General features: G+C 71.8%; 26 protein-coding genes. 10 read left to right on the top strand and 16 right to left on the bottom strand.

The genetic code is table 11. The annotated features are described in order from the left end of the window. Positions 1-9 precede the first annotated feature (9 nt). Genes QSK25_RS02560 through QSK25_RS02545 form a run of 4 tightly spaced genes read right to left on the bottom strand, consistent with a single transcriptional unit; the run spans position 10 to position 3648 of the window. Positions 10-597: an NADPH-dependent FMN reductase gene (locus QSK25_RS02560; protein ID WP_285631935.1), complete on the bottom strand. Its 588-nt coding sequence runs from the start codon at positions 595-597 to the stop codon at positions 10-12. Further along, positions 594-1730, bottom strand: a complete 1137-nt coding sequence (locus tag QSK25_RS02555) for an MFS transporter (RefSeq protein ID WP_285631932.1) — start codon at positions 1728-1730, stop codon at positions 594-596. The genes QSK25_RS02560 and QSK25_RS02555 overlap by 4 nt, the downstream gene beginning before the upstream one ends. Continuing rightward, a complete protein-coding gene (locus QSK25_RS02550; RefSeq protein ID WP_285631929.1) occupies positions 1730-2494 on the bottom strand; it encodes an SDR family oxidoreductase in 765 nt (254 codons plus the stop codon). The genes QSK25_RS02555 and QSK25_RS02550 overlap by 1 nt, the downstream gene beginning before the upstream one ends. A gap of 14 nt (positions 2495-2508) precedes the next feature. Next, positions 2509-3648: an acyl-CoA dehydrogenase family protein gene (locus QSK25_RS02545; RefSeq protein ID WP_285631926.1), complete on the bottom strand. Its 1140-nt coding sequence runs from the start codon at positions 3646-3648 to the stop codon at positions 2509-2511. Positions 3649-3881: 233 nt separating this feature from the next. Here QSK25_RS02545 and QSK25_RS02540 point away from each other — a divergent pair, with 233 nt between their 5' ends. Genes QSK25_RS02540 through QSK25_RS02510 form a run of 7 tightly spaced genes read left to right on the top strand, consistent with a single transcriptional unit; the run spans position 3882 to position 11528 of the window. Further along, a complete protein-coding gene (locus QSK25_RS02540) occupies positions 3882-5321 on the top strand; it encodes an FAD-dependent monooxygenase (protein ID WP_285631923.1) in 1440 nt (479 codons plus the stop codon). A 12-nt stretch (positions 5322-5333) separates the two neighbouring features. Further along, positions 5334-5588, top strand: coding sequence for an acyl carrier protein (locus QSK25_RS02535; protein ID WP_285631920.1), 255 nt, complete (start codon positions 5334-5336; stop codon positions 5586-5588). Then, positions 5585-6361 (top strand): 3-oxoacyl-ACP reductase FabG, encoded by a 777-nt coding sequence (fabG, locus tag QSK25_RS02530; RefSeq protein ID WP_285631917.1) that lies wholly within the window; start codon positions 5585-5587, stop codon positions 6359-6361. Before QSK25_RS02535 ends, fabG begins: the two co-directional genes overlap by 4 nt. 19 nt (positions 6362-6380) lie before the next feature. Next, a complete protein-coding gene (locus QSK25_RS02525; RefSeq protein ID WP_285631914.1) occupies positions 6381-7322 on the top strand; it encodes an aromatase/cyclase in 942 nt (313 codons plus the stop codon). Between the two features lie 2 nt (positions 7323-7324). Continuing rightward, positions 7325-9607, top strand: a complete 2283-nt coding sequence (locus QSK25_RS02520) for a beta-ketoacyl-ACP synthase 3 (protein ID WP_285631911.1) — start codon at positions 7325-7327, stop codon at positions 9605-9607. Continuing rightward, positions 9604-10317, top strand: a complete 714-nt coding sequence (locus QSK25_RS02515) for a MaoC family dehydratase (RefSeq protein WP_285631908.1) — start codon at positions 9604-9606, stop codon at positions 10315-10317. The genes QSK25_RS02520 and QSK25_RS02515 overlap by 4 nt, the downstream gene beginning before the upstream one ends. Then, positions 10314-11528 (top strand): cytochrome P450 family protein, encoded by a 1215-nt coding sequence (locus QSK25_RS02510; protein ID WP_285631905.1) that lies wholly within the window; start codon positions 10314-10316, stop codon positions 11526-11528. Before QSK25_RS02515 ends, QSK25_RS02510 begins: the two co-directional genes overlap by 4 nt. A 50-nt stretch (positions 11529-11578) precedes the next feature. Here the strand turns inward: QSK25_RS02510 and QSK25_RS02505 are convergent, their stop codons facing one another. Genes QSK25_RS02505 through QSK25_RS02475 form a run of 7 tightly spaced genes read right to left on the bottom strand, consistent with a single transcriptional unit; the run spans position 11579 to position 17095 of the window. Beyond that, complete coding sequence (locus tag QSK25_RS02505; protein ID WP_285631903.1) at positions 11579-12766, bottom strand: cytochrome P450; 1188 nt, start codon at positions 12764-12766, stop codon at positions 11579-11581. Continuing rightward, entirely contained in the window at positions 12763-12996 is a 234-nt protein-coding gene (locus QSK25_RS02500) for a ferredoxin (protein WP_285631901.1), read from the bottom strand. The genes QSK25_RS02505 and QSK25_RS02500 overlap by 4 nt, the downstream gene beginning before the upstream one ends. Beyond that, complete coding sequence (locus tag QSK25_RS02495) at positions 12997-13254, bottom strand: phosphopantetheine-binding protein (RefSeq protein WP_285631897.1); 258 nt, start codon at positions 13252-13254, stop codon at positions 12997-12999. A 20-nt stretch (positions 13255-13274) separates the two neighbouring features. Beyond that, positions 13275-14270 (bottom strand): 3-oxoacyl-ACP synthase III family protein, encoded by a 996-nt coding sequence (locus tag QSK25_RS02490; RefSeq protein WP_285631895.1) that lies wholly within the window; start codon positions 14268-14270, stop codon positions 13275-13277. A 10-nt stretch (positions 14271-14280) separates the two neighbouring features. Then, entirely contained in the window at positions 14281-15501 is a 1221-nt protein-coding gene (locus QSK25_RS02485; RefSeq protein WP_285631892.1) for a ketosynthase chain-length factor, read from the bottom strand. Next, positions 15498-16769 carry a beta-ketoacyl-[acyl-carrier-protein] synthase family protein gene (locus tag QSK25_RS02480; protein ID WP_285631889.1) on the bottom strand — a complete coding sequence of 424 codons (1272 nt, stop codon included), beginning with the start codon at positions 16767-16769 and terminating at the stop codon, positions 15498-15500. The genes QSK25_RS02485 and QSK25_RS02480 overlap by 4 nt, the downstream gene beginning before the upstream one ends. Then, on the bottom strand, positions 16769-17095 hold the full coding sequence (locus QSK25_RS02475; RefSeq protein WP_285631885.1) for a TcmI family type II polyketide cyclase: 327 nt from the start codon (positions 17093-17095) through the stop codon (positions 16769-16771). Before QSK25_RS02475 ends, QSK25_RS02480 begins: the two co-directional genes overlap by 1 nt. Before the next feature lie 203 nt (positions 17096-17298). On the opposite strand from QSK25_RS02475, the gene QSK25_RS02470 reads away from it, so the two are divergent. Further along, positions 17299-18237, top strand: coding sequence for a LysR family transcriptional regulator (locus QSK25_RS02470; protein WP_285631882.1), 939 nt, complete (start codon positions 17299-17301; stop codon positions 18235-18237). Positions 18238-18332: 95 nt separating this feature from the next. Here QSK25_RS02470 and QSK25_RS02465 read toward each other — a convergent pair whose 3' ends face one another. The 3 genes from QSK25_RS02465 to QSK25_RS02455 form a co-directional block, all read right to left on the bottom strand. Continuing rightward, positions 18333-18860 carry a DUF2017 family protein gene (locus QSK25_RS02465; RefSeq protein ID WP_285631879.1) on the bottom strand — a complete coding sequence of 176 codons (528 nt, stop codon included), beginning with the start codon at positions 18858-18860 and terminating at the stop codon, positions 18333-18335. Positions 18861-18950: 90 nt separating this feature from the next. Further along, positions 18951-19100 carry a hypothetical protein gene (locus QSK25_RS02460; RefSeq protein ID WP_285631876.1) on the bottom strand — a complete coding sequence of 50 codons (150 nt, stop codon included), beginning with the start codon at positions 19098-19100 and terminating at the stop codon, positions 18951-18953. A 30-nt stretch (positions 19101-19130) separates the two neighbouring features. Then, the gene (locus QSK25_RS02455) at positions 19131-19949 is read right to left on the bottom strand and encodes an SAM-dependent methyltransferase (RefSeq protein ID WP_285631873.1); all 819 of its coding nucleotides are present in this window, start codon (positions 19947-19949) and stop codon (positions 19131-19133) included. Between the two features lie 238 nt (positions 19950-20187). On the opposite strand from QSK25_RS02455, the gene QSK25_RS02450 reads away from it, so the two are divergent. Continuing rightward, positions 20188-20682: a hypothetical protein gene (locus QSK25_RS02450; protein WP_285631869.1), complete on the top strand. Its 495-nt coding sequence runs from the start codon at positions 20188-20190 to the stop codon at positions 20680-20682. A gap of 263 nt (positions 20683-20945) precedes the next feature. On the opposite strand, the gene QSK25_RS02445 is transcribed toward QSK25_RS02450, so the two are convergent. Next, on the bottom strand, positions 20946-21611 hold the full coding sequence (locus QSK25_RS02445; RefSeq protein WP_285631866.1) for a response regulator transcription factor: 666 nt from the start codon (positions 21609-21611) through the stop codon (positions 20946-20948). A gap of 175 nt (positions 21612-21786) precedes the next feature. Between QSK25_RS02445 and QSK25_RS02440 the strand changes: the two genes are divergently transcribed. Then, on the top strand, positions 21787-22407 hold the full coding sequence (locus QSK25_RS02440) for a helix-turn-helix transcriptional regulator (protein WP_285631863.1): 621 nt from the start codon (positions 21787-21789) through the stop codon (positions 22405-22407). Between the two features lie 5 nt (positions 22408-22412). On the opposite strand, the gene QSK25_RS02435 is transcribed toward QSK25_RS02440, so the two are convergent. Continuing rightward, complete coding sequence (locus QSK25_RS02435; RefSeq protein ID WP_285631860.1) at positions 22413-23702, bottom strand: FNR domain-containing protein; 1290 nt, start codon at positions 23700-23702, stop codon at positions 22413-22415. Positions 23703-23878 lie beyond the last annotated feature (176 nt).

Genomic DNA, 23878 nt, shown 5'->3' with positions numbered 1-23878 from the left:
GGGCTCCTGTCAGGCGGGGTAGGCGAGGGCGGCGCGGCCGTGCCGCAGGGCGAGCGACCACCAGGCGAGCTCGTCGAGCAGGGCGGTCACGGCGAGCTTGGCGTCGGCCTCGTCGCGCGGCCGGTCGCCGTCGAACGCGGTGGCACCACCGCGGAAGCTCACCGACTCCCGCACGGTCGTGGCGCGCAGTTCCGCGAACACCAGCCGCAACTGCTCGACGGCGCGCAGTCCGGCGCCGATCCCGCCGCCGTGGGAGACGAACCCGACGGGCTTCGCGCGCCACTCGGTGAGGTGCCAGTCGATGAAGTTCTTCAGCGCGGCCGGGAAGCTGCGGTTGTACTCGGGCGTCACCACGACGAACGCCTCGGCCTCGCTCAGCCGCGGCACCGACGTGGCCAGCACGTCGCGTTCGGCCTGGCCGGGCTGCCAGCTCGGGCCGGACGTGGTGAGCGGGAAGTCGGCCAGGTGCAGCACGTCGAGTTCGAACTCCGGCCGGGTGCGCACCTCGTCGGCGAACCAGCGGGCGATCGTCGCGCTGGTGGACTGCTCCCGTGCGCTGCCCACGATCAGGGCCAGCCGGACAGGGGGTGTGGTCATCTCTGTTCCTCTGCGTGGTTCGGGGTGGACAGGCTCGCGCCGAGGCCGACCACGGCCACGGCGGTCGTGAACAACACCGCCGGGTGTGGGCCGGCCAGCAGCAACGCGGTCGCGAGCGGGACCGTCGCCACGGCCCCGAGCTGCACGAGCAGCTGCACCGCGAGACCCGCGGCGGGCCGGTCCGGCGGGGCGACCGACGCGGTGGCGGCGACGTTCAGCGGGGCGAAGGACAGCAGGTAGGCCGCACCGAGCAGCACGGTCGCGCCCAGCAGGGCGACCGGCGTCGGGCTCAGCGCGGGCAACGCGCACCCCGCCACCGCGAGCACCGCCCCCGCCCGGATCGGCCTGGTGGTGCCGAACCGCTCGGCCAGCACCACCGAGAGGGCGAGGGTGACGAAGGCGGGCACGCACAGCAACGCGCTCTGCCACGGCGCCCAGCCGAACTGTTGCTGGAGCAGGAAGTTCGCCACCACGACCAGGGCGACCGAAGCTCCGTTGAGCGACGCCGCGCCGAGGGCGGCGCGCACGAGGGCGGACGGCAGCGGTACCGGCCGGGCAGGCGGCACGGGTGTGTCGGGCAGACACCGCAACCCCATCCCGAGCAGCACCACGGCCGCCGGGGCTGGGGCGAGCACGGCCAGCCGCCAGCTCCACTCCGCGAGCACCCCGGACAGCACCAGCCCCAGCGTCGCCCCGGCGGTGCCGAACGTCGCGTAGACGCGAGCCGCCCGCCGTTGCGCCGGGCCCGCCTCGAACGTCGCCCCGATCACCGCGCCCCCTGCCGGTGCGGTGATGCCCGCGCACACGCCCATCACGAACGTCGCCGCGACGAGAGCCCACAGAGCCGGGGCGAGGGCGGCCGCCGTGGCGGCGGCGGCGAACCCGGACAGCGCGGCGAGGTACGCCCGCCGCCGGCCCCAGCGCCGGGCGACCGGGCCGCCGCCGAGCAACGCGGCGGCGAACCCGGCCGGGAACGCGGTCAGCGCCCACTGGGCCGCCACGTTCCCGCCGAACTCGGCCCCGATGGACGGGAGCGCCACGCCGAGCAGCGCCACCACCAGCGAGTCGATCAGCAACGTGCCGGCCACCACCAGCAGCACGGCGCTCGCCCGAACGGACGTCTGGTGCGCCATCAGCCGAGCAGCGTCCCGCCGGTCGCGTCGACGAACGAGCCGGTCACCCAGCGGCCGTCGGGCGAGGCGAGGAACGCGATCACGGAGGCCACGTCGGCGGCGTCGCCGACCTTCTTGAACGCCGAGAGCTGTGCCATCTGCCGGGCGACCTCGGGGATGCCGAAGACGGGGTTGCCGTTGTCGGTGATGCCCGGCGCGACGCTGTTGACGGTGATGCCGCGCGGGGCGAGGAGCTTCGCGAGGTGCAGGGTGAGCTGCTCGATCGCGCCCTTGGTCATCGCGTACGCCGTCTGGTCGGGCGTGGCGACCCTGGTCAGGCCGGAGGAGATGTTGATGATCCGGCCGTTGTCGCGCATGACCGCGAGCGCGCGCTGGGCGATGAGGAACGGCGCCTGGGCGTTGACCGCGAAGAGCTGGTCCAGCTCCTCCTCGCTCGTCTGGTCGAACGGGGTGCCCATCGTCGCGGTGCCGGCGTTGTTGACCAGCACGTCCAGCGCGGCCGAACCCGCGCGCTCCTTGAGGCCTTCCTCGAGGCCGTGGAACAGGTCCTGCACGCCGCCGGACGTGCCGAGCACCGCGCGGACCGCGAACGCCGCGCCGCCGTCGGACTCGATCGTCTTCACGGTCTGCTCGGCCCCGTCGGCGTTCTCGGCGTAGTGGACGGCGACGAGCGCGCCCTCCGCGGCCAGGCGCACGGCCGTGGCCCGTCCGATGCCCCGGCTGGAACCGGTGACCAGTGCCGTCTTTCCTGCGAGCTTGCTCATGCGGGGAGGTCCTCTCAGATCATGGTCGCGACCGGGGAACCGCCGGCCAGCAACTGGCCCGCGTCCTCCAGCGCGATGAACGGGTTGAAGCGGGCGTGCCGGGTGCCGACCTCGAAGTCGCGCCAGAAGCGCTGCAACGGGTTGCCGGTGGCGAACGCCGACGCGCCGGCGAGGTCGAGGATCTTGCTCAGGGCCGTGCGACAGCCCGAGATCGCCGACGACATGTGCAGCCGGACGCGGACGCGGTCCTCGATCGCCATCACGTCGTCTTCTGGTGCGTCGTCGCACTCGTCCGCGACGAGCCAGAGGTGCTGGTAGGCGGTGTCGAGCAGGTGTTGCGCCTCGGCGAACCAGAGCCTGGCCGAGGGCGAGTCGACCGCCTGCCGGTAGACGGTGTCGCTGATCGGCTTGGCGGGCAACAGGTCCCGCACCAGGTCCAGGGCGCCGTGCGTGGCACCGACGAACACCGGTAGCGCGATCGCGATGGACTTCAGGACGTGCTGCGGCTTGGGCATGTTCGCGAACGTGCGGGCGCCCGGGTCGAACGTGGCGACCGACGCGCACTCGTCGGGTACGAACAGCTCGTCCACGCACGCGGTGTGGCTGCCGGTCCCCCGCATGCCGGCGAAGTCCCAGGTGCGGTCGACGGTGATCTCCTTGGCGGGGAACGAGAAGGAGACGCGGGTGGTCGTGGAGTCCGCCAGCGGCACGCCCCAGAACAGGACGCGGTCGGCGATCTCGCAGCCGGACGCGAACCCGCCCCTGCCGGTGAGCACGTACCCGCCGTCGACCGCACGGGCGGTGCTGCGGGAGTTGCCGACGCTGGACAGCAGCACGTCCGGGTTCTCGCGGAACACCTCGTCGCCGTACGTGCGCAACGCGAGCCGCGTGGAACTGGTGTTGAGCCCGACCAGCCAGGCGGTGGACGGGCAGGCCCGCGCCAGTTCCACGAGCACCTCGGACTGGGTGCGCATGCTCGCGCCCCAGCCGCCCAGTTCCGCGGGCACCTCCAGCCGGAACAGGCCTGCCTCCCGCACCGCCTCGACCACCTGCGGGGACAGCACGCTGCCGCGATCGGCCTCGGCGGCGTGCTCGGCCAGCAACGGGCGCAACGTCGCCGCACGGGCGACTGGGTCGGGCGGGTCGGAGGACATGACCGGACTCCTTCGGTGGGGCGGGGGTGGCGAGAACAGTTGTTCCAGGCCACGGACCGGACCGGCCACGTCGATGTGGCCTGGGACACACCGACGTTGCGGTGGTCCCACAGCAATGCCCCCGCCTGCTTGACCCGCCCGCGCACCGCTGCCGACGCTGGCTTCCGTCGCACTCCTCGCGACTTCTCCTCTCCTTGCCGGGCAAGGGGTTCACCAGCGACGGGAGTTCTCTTGTGGACGCTGCGGTGATCGTCGTGGGCGCCGGGCCCGCCGGACTGATGCTGGCCGGTGAGCTGCGGCTCGCCGGGGTCGGCGTGCTCGTGCTCGACCGGCTGGACGAGCGCACCGGCCAGTCACGCGGCATCGGCGCCACGACGCGGACGGTGGAGATCCTCGACGAACGCGGCCTGCTCGGCCGGTTCGGCCCGCTCGACACCGCGAACTTCGGCCACTTCGGCGGTGTTCCGCTCGACCTGTCGGTGCTCGGCGCCGCGCACGAACCCGCGAAGACCGTGCCGCAGTCGCAGATCGAGCTGGTGCTGGAGAAGTGGGCCGTCGGCCTGGGAGCCGACCTGCGCCGGGGCCACGAGGTCGTCGGCCTGACCCAGGACGACGACGGCGCCGAGGTCACCGTGTCCACAGTGGATGGTGAACGGACCTTGCGCGCCCGGTTCGTCGTGGGCTGCGACGGCGGCCGCAGCGCGGTCAGGAAACTCGCGGGCTTCGGCTTCCCCGGCACGGACGCGCGCCGGGAACTGCTGCTCGCCGACGTGCGCGACATCGAGGTCGCCCCGCGCATGACCGGGGAGAAGCTCGAACGCGGCATGGTGCTCGCGGGCCGCATGCCCGACGGCACGACGCGGCTGGTGGTGAGCGAGTACGGCGTGCGGCCCCGGCCCAGGCACCTCGCCGCCGGCTTCTCCGACGTCGCCGACGCGTGGCTGCGCGTCACGGGCGAGGACGTCTCCGCCGCGACACCGTTGTGGGCCAGCGCTTTCGGGGACGCCGCACGCCAGGCGGACCGCTACCGGATCGGCCGCGTGCTGCTCGCGGGCGACGCCGCGCACATCCACCTCGCCGCGGGCGGGCAGGGCATGAACACGAGCATCCAGGACTCGGTGAACCTCGGCTGGAAGCTCGCCGCGGTGGTGCGCGGGCGCGCTCCCGAGGAGTTGCTCGACACCTACCACGACGAGCGCCACCCCGTCGGCGCGCGGCTGCTGCAGGTCACGCGCGCCCAGGGCGAGCTGATGCTGTCCGGCCCGGAGGTCGTGCCGCTGCGGTCCGTCATCGCCGAACTGAGCACGTTGCCGGAGGTGCACGCGCACCTGGCCGCGGTGGTCAGCGGCCTGGAGATCCGCTACGACGTCGGCACCGGCACGAACCCGTTGCTGGGCAGGCGGATGCCGCGGTGGCGTGTCGGTGACGGCACCACCACCGAACTGCTGCGCGCGGGACGCGGAGTCCTGCTCGACCTCACCGGCAACGCCGTGCTGCGCGACCTCACGTTGCCGTGGACCAACCGCATCGACGTCGTCACCGCCGGCTCCGCGGACCGCGGCGCCACCACCGCCGTGCTGATCAGGCCGGACGGGCACGTCGCCTGGGCCGCGCCCGGCACCCACCACGACCTCCGCACCGCGCTCACGCGCTGGTTCGGCCCCTCCCGCTGAAAGGAACCCCCGATGGCCTTCACGATCGACGACCTGCGTTCGGTGCTGCGAGAAGGAGCCGGCGACGACGGCGGTCTCACCGAGGACCAGCTGGACACCGCGTTCTCCGACATCGGCTTCGAGTCCCTGCAGCTGCTGGAGGTCACCGTGCTGGTGCGCCAGCGGTTCGGCGTCGACCTCGACGACTCGGTGCTGACCGGGGTCGACACCCCGCGCGAGCTGATCGCCCTGGTCAACAAGGGACTCGCCACGGCGGCGAGCCGGTGAGCGCGCCCGTCGCCGTCGTCACCGGCGCGACCAGCGGCATCGGCCTGGCGGTGGCCCGCACGCTCGGCACGCAGGGCCACCGCGTCTTCCTCGGTGCCCGCACGGCCGACGACGTCGCCGCCACCGTGAAAGCGTTGCAGGAAGAGGGACTCGACGCGGACGGCACGACCGTGGACGTCGGAGACGCCACACAGGTCCTGGCGTTCGCACAGGCCGCGAACGACCGGTGGGGCCGCATCGACGTGCTCGTCAACAACGCCGGTCGCAGCGGTGGCGGCATCACCAAGGACCTCTCCGACGAGGTGTGGGACGACGTCGTCAACGTCAACCTCAACAGCGTCTTCCGCATGAGCAGGGCGGTGCTGCGCGTCGGCGGCATGCTGGAGCGCGGGCGCGGGCGGATCATCAACATCGCCTCGACCGCCGGGAAACAGGGTGTCGTGTGGGCGGCGCCGTACTCCGCGTCCAAGCACGGGGTCGTCGGCTTCACCAAGTCGCTGGGCAACGAGCTCGGCCCCACCGGCGTGACCGTCAACGCCGTGTGCCCCGGTTACGTCGAAACCCCCATGGCGCAGAAGATCCGGCGCAACCACGCCACCGCGTTCGACACCACCGAGGACAAGATCCACGCCAAGTTCACCGCCAAGATCCCGCTCGGCCGCTACGGCACGCCGGAGGAGGTCGCCGGTCTCGTCGGCTACCTCGCCTCCGACGCGGCGGCCTCGATCACCGCGCAGGCGCTCAACGTCTGCGGCGGGCTCGGCAACTTCTGACCCCAGGGAGACGATGACCATGGCCACCGCCAGGGTGGAACACGAGATCACGGTGTCGGCGCACGCGCGCGACGTCTACGACCTGCTCGCGAACGCGGTCGAATGGCCGAGGGTGTTCCCGCCGACCGTGCACGTCGAGCAACTCGAACGCGGTGAGGGCACCGAGCGGTTGCGCATCTGGGCCACCGCGCACGGCGACGTGCGCGACTGGACGTCCCGTCGCACGCTCGACGCGGACGCGCTCACCATCACGTTCCGGCAGGAGGTCTCTCCCGCGCCGGTCGAGTTCATGAGCGGTGGCTGGATCGTGGAACCGTTGTCCGCCGACGAGTGCCGCGTCCGGCTGCTGCACGAGTTCCGCGCGATCGACGACGACCCCGACGACCTCGCCCGCATCTCCGCCGCCGTGGACGCGAACTCCCGCAGCGAACTGGCGTCGCTCAAGTCCACGGCCGAGTTCGCCGTGTCCGCACGCGACCTCACGTTCTCGTTCGCGGACAGCCTGCACGTCAACGGTTCCGCCGACCAGGCCCGCGAGTTCATCCGGGACGCGGCGCGGTGGCCGGACCGCCTGCCGCACGTCGCGTCGGTCGACCTGACCGAACTGCCCGACGGCGTCCAGACGCTGGAGATGCGGACCCGCTCGCACGACGGCAGCACGCACACCACCAGGTCGCACCGCGTGTGCCTGCCGGACAAGATCGCCTACAAGCAGGTCACCCTGCCCGCGTCGCTCGTCGCGCACACCGGCTGCTGGACGTTCGAGCCCGACGGCGACGGCGTGCTGGTCACCTCGCACCACTCGGTCGTGATCAGCAGGAACGCGATCACCGAGGTGCTCGGGCCGGACGGCGACGCCGCGTCCGCCCGCAAGCTGGTGCGCGACGCGCTGGGCGGCAACAGCCGGGCCACGCTGCAGCACGCCAAGCAGCACGTCGAGCAGCAGGCCGAGGCGGCCTGAGCATGGCGAAGCGGGTCGCACGCAGCCAGGTGGTGGTCGTCGGTGCCGGACCGGTCGGCCTCCTGCTCGCCACCGAGCTGCGGCTGGGCGGGGCCGAGGTGGTCGTGCTGGAGGCCGGGAGCGAGCCGTCGACCGAGTCCCGTGCGTCCACCCTGCACGCGCGCAGCGCCGGCTTCCTCGCGGGCCGCGGGGTGCTCGGCGAGCAGGTGCCCAACGACCCGCGCGGGCACTACGGCGGCATCGCGCTCGACCTCTCGACGCCCGTGACCGCGCACCCCGGCCAGTGGAAGGTGTTGCAGGCGGACCTGGCACGGCGGCTGGAGGAACGGGCGGTCGCGCTGGGGGCGGACGTGCGGCGCGGCGAACGGGTGCGCAAGCTCGTGCGGCACGACGACTCGGTGGAAGTGCGCACCAGCACCAAGTTGCGGGTGCACGCGGATTACGTGGTGGCGTGCGACGGTGAGGACAGCACGGTCCGGGACCTGGCGGGAGTGCCGTTCGAGGGCACCCCCGCCACCCTGGCGATGATCCGCGCCGACGTCGACGGGATCGACGTCCCCGCGCGCCGGTTCACCCGGCTGGCCAGGGGTGTGGTGACCTCGGGCCGCTTGCCCAACGGCGTCACGCGGCTGATGGTGCACGAGTTCGGCGCGGATCCCGGTGCGTCGTTCGACGACCTCGTCGCGGTGTGGCGGCGGGTCACCGGTGAGGACATCAGCGCCGGAACCCCGTTGTGGGTCAACAGGTTCGACGACGAGGCACGCCAGGTCACCCGGTACCGCGACGGCCGGGTGCTCTTCGCCGGTGACGCCGCGCACCGGCAGCTGCCGATCGGCGGTCAGTCGCTCAACCTCGGCCTGCTCGACGCGGCGAACCTCGGCTGGAAGCTCGCCGCCGTCGTCACCGGGCACTCCCCCGTCGCGTTGCTCGACACCTACCACGACGAACGGCACGCGGCCGGAGTCCGCGCGCTGTCCTCGGTCCGCGCCCAGGCCCGCCTGTTGTTCGGCGGCAGCGAGATCGATCCGCTGCGGGAGGTCTTCGGCGAGCTGATCGGCCTGCCGACCGCGCGCGAGCACCTCGCACGGGTGGTCGCCGGGCTGAGCGGGGGCAGGCCGTCCCCTCCCGGTTCGATCACCGCGTCCGGCGCCGCCGTCGCGTTGGTGCGCGCGGACGACGGGCTGCGGCAGGCGGTCGCGCGCCGGCCGCGGATCGTCGTCGTCGAGTCGGACGTCACCGCGCTGGTCAGGCCCGACGGCGAGATCGCGTGGCAGCCGGGTGACGACGAGGACGTGACGGTGGTGCTGGACCGCTGGTTCGGCCGTCCCCGGACCCTCGCCGTCACCCCTCGCACCCACAGCCGGGTGCTCGGCGTCGGCGCCTACCGGCCCCGGCGTTCGGTGCCCAACAGCGAGATCCGGACGTTGATCGACACCACCGAGGAGTGGATCGAGACGCGGTCGGGCATCGTCACGCGTGGATTCGCCGCCGCCGACGAGACGTTGCCGATGATGGGCGCCGAGGCCGCCACCGAGGCGATCAAGCGCGCTGGCCTGAACGCCGACCGGATCGACCACGTCATCGCCGCGACCTCGTCCAACAAGGTGCACATGCCCGCGCTCGCCACCGTTGTGGCACAACAGGTCGGCGCGCACACCGCGAGCGGGTTCGACCTCAACGCCGCGTGCGCGAGCTTCGGGCACGCACTGGCGGTGGCGAGCGACGCGGTGTGCTCGGGACAGGCGGAGAACGTGCTCGTGGTCGGCGTCGAGCGGATGCGCGACATCGTCGACCCGCACGACCGCGGCACGTCGTTCCTGTTCGCGGACGGCGCGGGCGCCGTGGTCGTCGGCCGGTCCGCCGAACCGGGCATCGGTCCGGCGGTGCGCGGGGCGAGCCAGGACTCGCTGGAGGCCGTGCGGATGGACGAGTCGTGGCTGCGCATGGACGGGCGCCGGGTCTTCCGGTGGTCGATGACCGACGTGCTGCCCGCCGCCGCCCGCGCCGTCGCGGCCGCCGGACTGACCCCCGCCGACATCGCCGCTTTCGTGCCGCACCAGGCGAACGCGCGGATGATCACGATCATGGCGGCCGAGCTGGGACTCCGGCCGGGCGCGGCGGTCGCGTTCGACGTGCGGCGCAGCGGCAACACCTCGGCCGCGTCCATCCCGCTGGCACTGCACGCGTTGCTGGAGGAAGGCGCGGTCGGCAGCGGCGAACCGGCACTGCTGATGGGGTTCGGGTCCGGTCTCGGCTACTGCGGTCAGGTGGTGCTGACGCCGTGACGCCAGAACAGTTCGCTCAGGTCATCGGGCACACGCGCGCCACCGTGCCGCCCACGTTCGTGATCGGGCCCGTGCTCGAAGCCGTCGAGGAACTGGTGCGGGGCGACGACCTCGGCCTCGACTACGACCGGATCGTGCACCGCGCCCAGCGGATCCACCACCTCCGCCCGTGCACGGACCGGGTGGAGGTGCGGGCACGCACGCTGGACGTGCGTTCGTTCCGCGGCAACGTGATAGGCCGCTTCTCGGTGGAGTTGCACGACGACGCCGGAGTGGTGTGCTCGGCGCTCACCACGCTCGTCCAGGGCGGAGCACCGGCGGCCCCCGGCAAGGCCACCGAGGCCGTGCCGCTCGGCCGGGTGTTCGTCGACCAGGACCTCGTCACGCGCTACGCCGACGCCTCCGGTGATCACAACCCGATCCACCTCGACCCGGCCGCGGCCCGTGCGGCCGGGTTTCCCGGCGTGATCGCGCACGGCATGCTCACCGCCGGCCTCGCCCTGAGCCTCGTCCCCCGGGACCTCACCTGGTTCGAGGCCGTGTTCACCCAGCCCGTCGTCGTCGGCTCCGGGGTCCACCTGGACGTCGGCGCGCGGGCGGGCCGCGACGCCGTCGAGATCGTCGTCGCGTGCGACGGCGTCGCGGTCGCGCACGTGCGCACCGACCTCAGTCCCGCAGCACTCACGGAATGGAACGGAAGTACGCCATGACCACGCTCTCCCCGCCCTCGGCGCTGTTCGGTCCCGAGTACACGCAGAACCCCTACCCCGTGTACGCGTGGCTGCGCGAGCACTCGCCGATCCACGAGTTCCGTTTCCCCATCGGGGACGTCCGGATGTGGATGGTCACGCGGTACGACGACGTGCGCGCGTTGCTGGGCGACACCAGGTTCAGCACCGAGGGCCGCAAGTGGGGCAGCGAGGCGTTCAACGCGCTGGGTCTCACCGCGGGCACCGGAAGCCTGCTGGAGGACGGCATCTCGGTCGTCGACGCGCCCGCCCACACCCGCCTGCGCCGCGTCGCGATGGGCGCGTTCACCCCGCGCCGCATCGCCACGTGGCGCGACACCATCAGCCGGATCGTGAACGAGACGCTCGACGCGTGCGCGCGCAAGGGCGAGATCGACGTGCTCGACGACTACGCCGGCGTGATCTCCTCGACCGTGCTCGCGGAGATCCTCGGCATCCGCATCGAACGGCACGCGGAGCTCGTCGAGAACCTCTCCCGCTGCTTCCCCGCCGACCCGGCGCTGCAGGCCGAGGTGCCCCAGGCGTTCAGCGCGATCTGCGACTACGCGGCGGACATCGTCGCGGAGAAGCGCCTGTCCCCCGGAGACGACCTCACCACGGCGCTGCTCGACGGCACCGAAGGCGGCGAACGGCTCACCGACGACGAGGTGGTCGCGATGGTCGCGTCCATCGCGCTGGGCGGCGGCGACACCATCCGGGCGTTCCTCGGCAGCGCGATCCTGGCGTTGATCGACCACCCCGGCCAGCGGGACCTGCTGGTCGCCGACCCTTCTCTGGCGCCGGCGGCGGTCGAGGAGTTCGTCCGCTACGACGCGCCGTTCACGACCGTGATGTTCCGGCTGGCCAAGGAGGACGTCACGCACGGCGGCGTCACGATCCCGGCCGGAGACGCGGTGATCATGTGCCAGGCGGCCGCGAACCGCGACCCGGCGAGGTTCACCGACCCCGACCGGCTCGACCTGCTGCGGGAGAACAACCGCCACCTGGGCTGGGGGCACGGCATCCACAACTGCATGGGCGCGGCACTGGCGAGGCTCGAGGGTGAGATCGCCGTGCCCGCGTTCTTCCGTCGTTTTCCGGACCTGCGGCTCGTCGGTGACCGCGCGGACGTCCGGTTCATCGAGAGCTTCGCGTTGCGCCGCATCGACTCCCTGCACGTCGAAGTCCTCTGAGGACATGCGAAGGAGGGGCCACCGGCCGGTGGCCCCTCCTTCGCGTGTCCTCACCAGGCGACGGGCAGCTTCAGCGGTCCCCGCAACAACGTCCGCGACTTCCACTCGACCTCACCCGCGAGTCGCAGTCCTGGCAGGTGGACGACGATCGCGCGCAGGGTCTCCTGCAGCTCCAGGCGTGCGAGCTGCGCCCCCAGGCAGTGGTGGATGCCGTGCCCGAAACCGACGTGCTGGTTGCCGGGGCGGTCGAACCTGATCTCGTCCGGGTCGGCGAACCGGGCGGCGTCGCGGTTCGCCGAGCTGATCTCCACCAGCACCGGCTCCCCCGCGCGCACGAGCGTGCCGCCGACCTCGACGTCCTCGGTGGCGTAGCGGGCGAACACCGCGTCGACGTTGAGCGGCACGAACCGCATCAGCTCCTCGACGGCGTCCGGGATGACCGAGTGGTCCGCGGCGATCCGCTCGAGCAGTTCCGGGCGTTCCAGCAGCACGTGCACGAAGTTCGGGATCTGCGTGGACGTGCTCTCGTGGCCCGCCACCAGCAGCTGCACGCACAGGATCAGCAGTTCCTGCTCGCTGAGCCGGTCACCGTCGTCGCGGGCCTGGATCAGCAACGACATCAGGTCGTCGGCCGGTTCCGCGCGGCGCCGGGTGATCAGGCCGGTGATGTAGCCGGCCATCTCGCCGAAGTGCCGGGCGGTCTCGTCGGCGGTGAGCGTCATGGACACCATCGCGTTGGTCCACACGGCGAACCGCTCGCGGTCCTCCAGCGGCACGCCGAGCATCGAGCAGATCACCCGCACCGGCAGCGGCAGGGCGTAGTCCTCGATCAGCTCGGCGGGCGCGCCCTTGGCCTTCATCGCGCCGACGAGCTCCTCGGCGATCGCGCGCACGGCGGGGCGTTGCAGCTCGACGCGGCGCGGGGTGAACGCCTGCGCGAGCAGCACCCGCAACCGGGTGTGCTGCGGGGCGTCCATCGACAGCAGGCCGTCCGGGCGCGGTGCCTCGGTGGTCCTGGGCTCGTCGCGTTCGCGGCCCATCGCGCGGCTGAACCGGCGGTCGCCCAGGACCGCCTTGACGTCCTCGTAGCGCGTGGCGAGCCAGGCCTGCTCCCCGTGCGGGGGCTGGACCCTGGTCAGGCCCTTCGCGGTGCGCACGCGGGCGTAGCGCGGGTCCAGTTCCAGCCCGGTGGCGGCACCGAACGGGTAGTCCAGCACCTCCTGCGTCTCGGTGGTCATCTTCCTGCCTCTCCTGCGACGGGGTGTTCCACACCGGTGACCTCGACGGCCTCCATCGGGCAGCACCGGGCGACGTCCTGCACGAGCGCCACGTCGTCCGGTGGTCGCACGACCGGCACCAGCGGGACGGAGTAACCGTTGCTCGTGACGCGGAAGTGCTCCGGCGCCATGCCGGAGCACAACCCGAGACCGCGGCAGCGCCCGCGGTCGACCCGGACCTCGACGGGCACCTAGCTCGCCTGCTTCAGCCGCGAGTTGACGAAGTCCAGCGCCTGGCGCGGCGTCTCGATCGTCTCGATGTCGTCGTCGCTGATCTCGATGCCGGTGTCGTCCTGCAGCCGGGTCATCAGCTCGTAGACGGCGAGCGAGTCGTAGCCCAGGTCGGCGAACGCGTGGTCGGCGGACCGGGCGGTGACGGCCTCGCCCTCCCCCGCGCCGAGGCACTTGTGGATGGTCTCGATCAGGTCGTCGAGGGTGAAGGTGCTCATGGTGGTCCTCTGTTCCGATTTCAGGGGGCCAGGACGACCTGGCCGCAGTAGGTGAGTCCGGCGCCGAACCCGAGCAGCAGCACGGGGTCGCCGGTCCTGACGGTCCCCTCCTCGACGAGCCGGCACAGCGCGAGCGGCACCGACGCCGCCGAGGTGTTGCCGGTCTCGCGGATGTCGCGGGCGACCACTGTGGACGGTGGGAGTCCCAGTTCCGCCACCAGGATGTCGAGCATCCGCTCGTTGGCCTGGTGCGGTACGAACGCGGCGAGGTCCCCGACCCCGACACCGGCCTCGGTCAGCGCGAGCCGGGCACCGTCGAGCACGTCGGCCATCGCCCAGCGGAACACGCGCATGCCGTTCATCCGCAACGTCGCACCGCCTTCCCGCGGGGCTTCTTCGTAGTCGCCCCAAAGAGAAGACATGCGCACGGCCTCGACGGAGTCGATGTCCGAACCGGACACCGACGGACCGATGCCGGGTTCCGCGGACGGCCCGACGACGGCGGCTCCGGCGCCGTCCGCGAACAGGAACGACGTGCCCTTGTCGTGCTCGTCGACGATGTCGCGCATCCGCTCGACGCCGATCACCAGCACGTGGTCCGCCTCGCCGACGCTGACCGCGTCGCTCGCGAGCGCCAGCGCGTAGCAGAAGCCGGCGCACGCGGCGTTCACGTCGAACCCGGACGCGTTGACCACGCCCAGGTCGCGCGCCACCGCGTTGGCGACCGCCGGCACGCGCACCTGGTTGGAGCAGGTCGCCACGATCACGCGGCTGACCCGGTCCGCCGGGACGCCCGCGCGGTCGAGGGCCCGCCGTCCCGCCGCCACCGCCATGGACAGCACGGTCTCGTCCGGCGCGGCGAACCGGCGGGAGGCGATGCCCGACCGCGATTCGATCCACCGGGCGCCCAGGCGCAGCGTCGCGCCGATCTCCTCGTTCGACACGGTGGTGCGCGGCCGGTAGGAGCCCATGCCGAGCACCGCGCTGTGCCGTCGTGGTCTGGTCTTCAGTCGCACGGTTCCACCCTCAGCGCGTGGGCAGGCCGCCGCGCACGACGACCGCCGAGTTGAACCCGCCGATGCCGCGCGCGAGCACGACGGCGGTCCGCAACCGGGCCACCATCGGCGATCCGGTGACGAGTTCGATGTCGTACCGCGGTGAGCGCTCGACGTGCGGGGTCGGCGGGACCACACCGTCGCGGATGGACAGCAGTGCCGTCGCGACGTCGAGCGAACCGCCGCCCGCGTTGAGCCGTCCGGTCGCGGTCTTCGGCGCGGTCACGGGAACCTGGCCCGCTCCGAACACGTCGCTGATCACCTGGGCCTCGATCGCGTCGAGCTCGGGCACGCCCGCGGCATCGGCGAACACGACGTCGACCTCCGTGGGCGAGACCTCCGCGTCGTCGAGCGCGAGCTCGACCGCACGACGCAGGGCGGGCTCGCGACCGCTGCCGGGACGCGGGTCCATCGTGGCCGCGTACCCGGCGAGGTGGCCGTAGACCTGGTGCGCGCCACGGGCGAGCGCGTTCTCGGGCGTCTCCATCACCAGCAACGCGCCGCCCTCGCCGAACACGTGCCCGGCCGCCCGGTCGTCGAACGGCAGGTACGCGCGGTCGGGGTCGTCGCCGGTGCTCAGCCGTCCGGTCGCGAGCTGTGACACCAGGCCGAACGAGCAGATCGACGAGTCGACGCCGCCCGCGAGCACCGCCGAGCAGTCCCTGCGCAGCTGCCGTCGTGCCTGGCCGAGGGCGTCGAGGCCGCCGGCCGCGTCGCTCACGACCACACCGCACGCGCCGCGCAGGCCGTTGCGGATCGAGATCTGGCCGCTGTTGACCGCGTAGAACCACGCGTAGGACTGGTAGGCGCTGACGTGCTTGTTGCCGCGGCTCCACATGCTCTGCATGACCCGCTGACCGAACTCGAACCCGCCGGTCGAGCTGGCGGTCACCACGCCGGTGCGCAGCGAGTCCGCCTGCTCCGGCACGATGCCCGCGTCCTCGAACGCCCAGTCCGCGGCGGCGAGCGCCAGCTGGGTCATGAGATCGGTCTGCGGCAACAACTTGCCCGGCAGGTGCTCGGCCGGGTCGAAGTCGTGGATCTCGCCGGCGAGCGTCGCCGGGTAGACGTCCGGGTCGAACCGGGTGATCCGACCGAGACCGCTCTTGCCCGCGAGCGTCGCGGTCCAGTACGCCTCGACGCCGAGGCCCGTCGGCGCGGTGATGCCCAGGCCCGTGATCACTGGGGTCATGCGGCTGCCCTCCCGGGTTCGTGCAACACGAGTGCGCTCTGGAACCCGCCGAACCCGCTGCCGACGCACACGACCACGTCGGTGCGCCGGTCCCTGGCCGTCAGCGGCACGTAGTCGAGGTCCAGCGCGGGATCCTGCTCGTGCAGGTTCGCGGTCGGCGGCACGACGTCGTTCTGCATGGCCAGGAGGCAGGCCACCGCCTCGATCGACCCGATGGCGCCCAGCGAGTGGCCGATCATCGACTTGATCGAGCTGACCGGCGTCCGGTAGGCGTGGTCTCCCAGCGCGTGCTTGAACGCGGCCGTCTCGTGCACGTCGTTCTGCTTGGTGGCGGTGCCGTGGGCGTTGACGTAGTCGACCTGGTCCGCGTTGACCCGCGCCTCGCCGAGTGCCGCCGTGATCGCCGCCGCCATCTCCGCGCCGTCGGCCTTGAGGCCGGTCATGTGGAACGCGTTGGCGTACGTGGCGTACCCGCCGATCTCGGCGTAGATCCTCGCGCCACGCCGTTTCGCGCTCTCGTACTCCTCGAGCACGAGGCCCGCGCCGCCTTCGCCGAGCACGAAACCGTTGCGAGAGCGGTCGTACGGGCGGGACGCGGTCTCCGGGGAGTCGTTGTGGACGCTGGTCGCCTTCACCGCGTCGAAGCACGCCGACGTGATCGGGGTGATCGGCGCGTCGGCCGCGCCCGTGACCACGACGTCCGCCGACCCGTCCCGGATGAGCTGCGCGGCGTACCCGAGCACGTCGATGCCGGACGTGCATCCCGTGGACACCAGCGATCCCGGCCCCTGCGCGCCGACGTCGTTCGCGACCTCCTGCACGAACGAGCTCGGCACGACGTAGTTGTAGAGGTGCGGCGCGGCGTAGCGGTGGTCGACGAGGTCGAGCTGACCGTCGTCGCTGAGCACCCGGTACTCCGACTCCAGCCCGATCGACCCGCCGACCGCGCTGCCGTAGGCCACGGCCACCCGGTACGGGTCGGTGCGCGCGAGGTCGATCCCGCTGTCGGCGACCGCCTGCCGGGTGCTCACCACGGCGAACTGCGCGGCGCGGTCCATGCGGCGGACCTCCGGTGGCCGCAACCCGTTGGCGTAGGGGTCGAAGTCCACCTCGGCCGCCACCTGGGACCGGTACGGGCCGGGGTCGAACAGCGAGAGGCGGCGCGTGGCCGTGCGTCCCTCGCTCAACAGGGACCAGAAGGCGTCTGCGCCGACGCCGCCGGGCGCGACCACGCCGAGCCCGGTGACGACGACCCGGCGGCGGTTCATCAGGAACGCTCCCAGTGGTAGAACCGCGTCGCCATCGCGTCCGCCGGCGACCGCCAGGTCTCGGGGTTGTAGGCCTCGACGAACGGGCGCATGTCCGCGCTGATCTGCTGGAAGCGCGGTTCCGTGCGCGCCGCCTCGATGGCCTGCTTGCCGTCCTCCGAAGCGAAGTCCTGCAGGTGGAAGTACAGGTCGTGGTAGCCGAAGAGCTGGCGCCGCAGCGTGCCCATCCGCTCCGGCATGTCGGAGTCGTCGAACTCCCCGAACAACTTCGCGATGTCGGGCTGGTGCCGCGGGTCGAACCGGGCGACGATCAACGTGCTGTACATGCGACCTCCACGCGTGGGCTGTCTCGAACCGATGGCCGAAGGATGTGCCTGCTCAGGGCGGCCCGACAACGAATGCGGTCGTTTGCTGTGGTCCCACCGAAACGGCCGGGTGACCTGCGACACACGTATGGCCGAAGGATGCGCCGCGTGATCAATCGGGCACGCTATGGTGAACTTCGGCGCAGGCGGCTGGAGGCGGGCGAGTGGCGGAAGACGACAAGCCCTCCGGCCCGGACTGGGGCCGGATCGACCTGAACCTCTTCATCCCGCTCAACGCACTGCTGATCGAGCGCAACGTCACCAAGGCCGCGGAACGCATCTTCGTCACTCAGCCCGCGATGAGCGCGGCGCTCGCCAAGCTGCGCCGGGTGTTCGACGACCCGCTGCTCGTGCGCGACGGCCGCGAGCTCGTGCTCACCTCGTTCGCCGAGTCGTTGCGCGTTCCCGTGCAGCAGTTGCTGTTCTCCGCACGCGACATGCTGATGTCGAACCAGCACTTCGACCCGGCGACGGACAGCCGCGCCTTCACGATCGTCGCGAGCGACTACACGGCCGCGGTCCTGCTGGCGCCGCTGCTGCCCAGGCTCATCGAGGAGGCCCCCGGGGTGCGGATCAAGATCGCGCAACCGCGGGGGGACCACGTCGACCAGGTGCGTTCCGGCCGGTGCGACCTGCTGTTCTGGCCGTCGCACTTCCCGACGCCCGAACTGGAGAGGTTTCCGCACGCGGGCCTGTTCACCGACGACTTCGTCCTGGTCGGTGCGCGGGGGATGGCGTCGTTCGACCGGCCGCTGACCGAGCAGGACCTGGCCACGACGCCCAGCGTGCGCCTCGCGTCGATCACCAGTCCCGAGGAGACCCTCGACCCGATCACCGCGGAGTCGGCACCGGCCGCGGTGGCGACCGTCAGCACGTTCGCCCTGGCGCTGGAGATGGTGGCCCGCACCGATCTCGTCACGACGATCCAGCGGCGCCTGTTCGAGCAGAAGCGGGAGTCGCTCGGCCTGGAGGAGGTCGAGGTCGCGGCGACGTTGCCCTCGCTGACGATGACGATGTACTGGCACCCGCGCAGCGAACGTTCCCCTGCCCACCAGTGGCTCCGGTCCCGGATCCGGCAGGCGGCCGCCGCACTCGACGACTGAGTGGCGCTCCGCCGGGAAGCACCTCGGCAGCGCAGGTTTCCGGTCGAGTCGCGCGACCGACTCGGCGACGCACCAGGTCGTGGGTGGACGACCGGTCAGCGTTGGCGGTCGTGCGGTTGTTCCACCGCGACGACCCCGGTGCGCGACTGCGCGCGAAGGCCGGAGACGAGGCCCGTCAGCCAGGTGACCGTGGGTTCCGCGACTTTCCCCGCGGCGACCCCGCTCGCGTCGGTCATCGCGTCGATCGACGCGAGGTACCAGCCGAGCGCCTTGAGCCACGACGTCACCTGGGGCGTCGTCAGCCGCACCGCTCCCCCGGAGTGCGGCAGCGTGGTGAGCTTCTCCCGCACGTGCCGGACCGCCTCGGCGACGCACCGGACCTCCTGGCACGCCAGCACCCAGTCCGGTTCCGCCGCACCGATCTCGCAGCGCAGGATCGCGAGGATCCGCGGGTCGTCCGTGGCGGTGGAGGGGATCGACGCCGACCCGGACCACGACTCGTAGGAGCCCGCCCGGTGCTCCAGCAGCTTCAGCAGGCTCTCGCCGTAGCCGCGCAGCACCTCGACCTCGAACTCGTCCAGGTACCCGACCACCTCGTCGCCGCAGCGATCCCAGCAGATCATCGTGTCATTGGAGCGGTGAACACCGCCGCGCCCGGTGTTTTCGCGGCATCGGGAGACCGACGGCAGGGATCCGTGCCCCTGCGCACGACCTCATCCGCCTTCCGGACCACGGTTCTCCCGCAGCGCCGCCAGCCGGGCTCGTGCGGCCGCCACGACGTCCTCCGACGATTCCGCCGCCTCCCGGGCGACGCGGTGCACGAGCGACGCGATGGTGTTCTCGTGCTCTTCTTCCGATGACACGGAACTCTCCTGACACTCCGTTGTGGACGGTCAGCGGCGCTTGACCGAGACACCCGCGAGGACCGCGTCGCGGGGGACGGCGGGGTCCACGAGACGGGGCCGCAGACCGGGCCAGACGTGCGGGAGGGCGACGACTCCGGGTTTGACGAGGGTCGTTCCCCCGAACATCGCGCGGACGCCGGCGATCTCCCGATGGCACAACGATCCCCTGCCTGCGGTCAGCAGGGAGGCGGCCGTCGCGCGGTGCGGGCCGGCGAAGCCCGGTGCCCGGTGGGTGATCGCGAACATGCTGTCCGCGGCCAGTTCCGCGGCGTAGCGCGTCATGGTCCGCTCGGCGTCGTCCTCGGCGCCGAGCAGGTCGAGCACGCCCACCGCGAGCACCCCGACCGGCCGGTCCAGGTCCAGCCAGCCGTTGCCCGCGCAGGTGACGAGCACCCCGTCCACGTCCACGAGGTCGGCGTGCAGGTAGTGGCCCGAGCCGCTGTCGCGCAACAGCAGGCTGCCGTGCTCGACCGCCGCGAGGTCGTGGTCGACGTGCACGACGACGGTTCCGCGTTCCAGGTAGGACGCGACGTCGTGCACCCCGCCCCACGACGGCAGCCCCGCCCCCAGGTCGAGGAACTGGCGGATCCCACGCCGCAACATCATCAGCACCGCGTCGTTGAGGAAGTCGCGTTCGAGGCGCAACAGCCGGCGTACCAACGGAACCGCGCTGGAGTGCGCCTGCGCGAACTCGCGGTCGAACGCGAAACCGTGGTGCCCGCCGAGCAGGTGGTCGTGCACGCGCGCCGCCGATGCGAGGACCTCGGACCTCAGGTCCAGATCCGATGTGTTCCTGTTCTCGGCCAACGCCGCCTCCCCCTGTCGCGAGGAGTCGAACGTAGGTCGGCCGCCGCCACCCCACCAGCCGGCTGCCCGTTCGTCCGACGACCTCGGCACGTTGCAACCAGCCCGGCTTTCCCCGCTGCACCAAAAGAAGCGATTTCTTCCCGAACCTCCCGAGTTCGTCGCCGAAGCCTCAAGTCCGGCCTAGCGTCACCTCGTACCGCGCCGTGCGGAGCCGCGGCGGGGACTCGAGGAGGCGACGGTGGCGACCCACAGCGCGATCGCGGCGCGCAGCAGCGCGCGGTGGTACCGGGAGAAGATGGCCTGGGACACCCGGAAGGCGGACAACGCCGTCCACCTCCACCTCGGGTCGGGCACGGTGGCGTTCGACGTGCCCGGCGACCGGATGATCCACGTGCACGAACTGTTGCTGCGCCACGACGTCAGCACGCCCGTGATGACCGTGACGAGCGCGCTCGAGGTCCGCGGCGTGTTCCTGGCGGAGGCGGACGGCGGTGTGCTCGGCCAGTTCCAGATGCCGGTCGGCGTCTCGTACCTGACGTGTCCCGGCGTGGTCGAACTGCCGCTGCTCGACCGGCTCGGGCAGCACCGCAAGTGGTTCGTCGCCCCGGATCCCGAGTCGAGGTGGCTGTTCCCGGCGAGCGCCGTGCTCGACGCGATCATCGCCGCGACCCGGCCGTCGTCGCGACCGCGGTGGCGAGCCGAGCGCCCGGCGCCCCGGCAGTTGATCGGCTGACGGCAGACCACGGTGCCCGCGCTGCGGCCGCGGGCACCCGCGCCGCTGCCTGGCTCCCCGTTGTCAGGCGGCACGGCCGTCCCGGGTTCCGGTGCGAACCGGAACCCGGGACGGGCACTCCGTGGCGCGGAATGCAGTGGCGCGGTTCGCCACACCGGGAACACTAGAAGTGCCCGGGCGGGAATTCACTGAAATTGCCCGATCTCTGACCGGTTCCTGGACGAAAGTCCCTCCGCGGATTTCACGAAAGAACGAGTCGCTCCTCACACCTCTTCTCCGAAGCGGAACCCGACGCGCTTCACGGTGTGCAGGAAACGTGGCCGCGCCGCGTTCTCACCCAGCTTGCGGCGCAGTGCGGCGACGTGGACGTCCAGCCGCTTGCCCGCGTCCGCGTGCTCACCCCACAGCGCGCTGAGGACCGCTTCCCGCTTCACCACCCGGCCCCGTCCGCCGGCGAGCAGGACGAGCAGGTCGAACTCCAGCCTCGTCAGTTCGACCTCGCGGTCCCCCACGACCACCCGCCTGCTCCTCGGGTCGATCTCCAGCGAACCGACCCGCAGCGCGTTCCCGGACTCCCGGTCGAGCGCCACCCGGCGCAGCAGGGCTTTGATCCGGGCCACGACCACGGGCACGTTCAGCGGCTTGCCGACCACGTCGTCGACGCCCGCCTCGAACGCCGTCACCACCACGTCCTGCGCCACCGCCTCCGCCGCGAGCACCACGGGACCGGTGTGGACGGCCCTGATCCGGCTCAGCGCGATGCGGTACCCGAGATCCGGCAGGCGCTGCGCGAGCACGACGAGGTCCGGTGACCGCGCGGCCGCCAGGTACGCGCCTTCGGCACCCGTGCCGGCGGTCAGCACGACGAACCCGATCAATTCCAACTCGGTGGTCAAGATCGCGTGCGCACTGCGGTCCGGATCGGTCACGAGAACTGTCGGCCGTCTGCCTGGCAGCGATTTCAACCACTTCTCCACTCGTGTACCCGGAAATCCCTTCCGAGGCTAGGCCGAACGCCAGGGCGGAGCTGTCAGGTTAAGGAGAAAGTGACCTTTGTGCGGGAGATTGTTCCTTCCCGAACCACACGACGACCAGGATTGTCCGATGGAATGTCTTCAGGCCGCGGTGTTCGCGGCCGATCCGCTGACCAACGCCGGTCTCGTGGCACTGCTGCACGAGTTCGGCGGAATCACCGTGCTGGAAGGCGAACTCGTGCGGCAGGCCGAGGTCGCCTTCATCGTCACCAGGACGGTCGACACCGAGACGCTCTCCCTCCTGAGCGCCGTCACCAGGGCCACCACCGCCCACATCGTGCTGGTCGTGGGAAAGCTGCGGGAGTCGGACCTTCCGGTGCTGCTCAGCAGCCGGATCCACCGCGTCCTCGACCACGCCACCCTCAGCAGCATCGACCTGGTCGAGGCGGCGTTCGCGGCACGCAGGGCCGACGACGTGCTGCGGCGCTACGACGAGGCACAGCGCGCGGCGCGGCTGCGGGACCAGTACCACTTCGTGAACGACGACGCGGAGGAGAGGCACCGGTTCACGCCCCGCGAGATCGCGGTCCTGCGCCTCCTCGCGGACGGCGTCAGCACGCACGAGGTCGCCACCAGGCTGAGCTTCTCCGTCCGCACGGTGCGCAACATCATCGCGCAGATGATGACGCGCGTCGGTCTCACCAACCGTTCGCACGCCGTGGCCCGCGCGATCCGCCTCCAGGCGATCTGACCCGCTCAGCCGCCGAACGTCGGCACCCCGTCGTGCGCCAGTCCGTCGCGCACCCGCCGCACCGCCTCGCGGCCCCCGGCCACGCCCACGGCGTCCGCACCGGCGCCGGCGTGGAGTTCCCTGGCCATCTCCAGCAGGTCCACATCGGACTGAACGGAGGTGTCGACGATCACGAGGTCCGGCGCCAGCGCCTCGACGCGGTCCACGAAGTCCATGCCGTAGGCCCTGACCGGCCCGCGGACGACCCACACCAGCTCCGTGCGGTTGCCGTTCCTGGCTAGCCGGGCCAGTCCTTCGGTGATGGCGGTGCCGGTCACGATGAAGATCGCCGAGGGGTGGAGGTGGCCGAGGTACGAGCCCGACGAGGAGGGCGCGGCGTGCACCCACAGGTGCGACTGCGGGAAGTCGACCAGATCACTCACCCAGTCGAGTCGCCGTGACGCCACCAGGGTCGCTCCAGCGCGGCCCGGCTCCACGACCAGCGTGAACCGGTGACAGGTGCCCAAGGGAGTCCTGCTCACCACCACGAGCGCTCCCGGCCGCGGCCGCCTGAGCACCAGCCTGAACTCGACCACCTCACCGGAGACGCGGACGACCTCCACCGGCACGCGGCGCAAGAGCAGCCACGGCAACACCACCAGCGCGGTGATCGCGACCAGCAGCCAGAACTCCGGTGCCGGCAGCACCGCCTCGGTCCACGGCGTCCCGCGGTGCCTCCTGGCCAGCACGAAGTCCATCTGCAGCCACAACAAGCCGATGACGAGCCAGGTCCCGGTCCGGTGCAGCACGCGGAAGAGCCCCGGTGCACGGCGCCGGGCCGGTCCCACCGCGGAGACCTGGACTCCGGCCAACGCGACGACCAGGAACCCGTTCACCGCGACGCACGTCGGCGGGTAGAGGTCGGACCAGAGCATCGAGTGGTTCATGACCAGGAACCACAGCGTCGCCGACAAGGCGAACCCGGCGTGCAGGCCGCCGTAGCCCTCCGCCCAGCCCGCGATGCGGCGCACCACCGGTGACTTCCCCCGCCCCAGCGCGACGACCGCCCGGTAGGCGCCGTCGGTGACCGGGCCGGTGCGCAGCAGGATCGCGATCAGGAGGTTCAGCAGCACCAGGCGCAGGGCCACGTGCGCGGGGACACCAGCCTCCAGCGGATCACCCGGCGCCCCCGCCAGGTGGCCGATGACGACTCCGGCGTTCACCGCCGGCACTCCGGCGACGAAGAAGTTGTAGGCGGTGCGGCGCCGGCGGCGCGGGGGCGCGTCGCGGTCCCGCTCAGCGTGAGGGCTGTTCACCACCGCGAGCCTGACAGCGACGCATCGCCTGCCGAAGCACCGGTTGAGCGTTTTGCCCTTGCTTGGCGGGATTCTGCCCGTGATGACATCCGGAGAGTCCTTTATGCACGGCGGGGCTCCGTAAGACTTCCTTCGTTCAAGGGAGATCCGCTCAGCCGGGCAGCACGCAGCCGCCG

This window comes from Lentzea sp. NBRC 102530 (assembly GCF_030269365.1).
In the GTDB taxonomy this organism is placed as follows: domain Bacteria; phylum Actinomycetota; class Actinomycetes; order Mycobacteriales; family Pseudonocardiaceae; genus Lentzea.
Note: the sequence above shows the minus strand (reverse complement) of the source record. Positions and strands in the feature narration are given on the sequence as shown.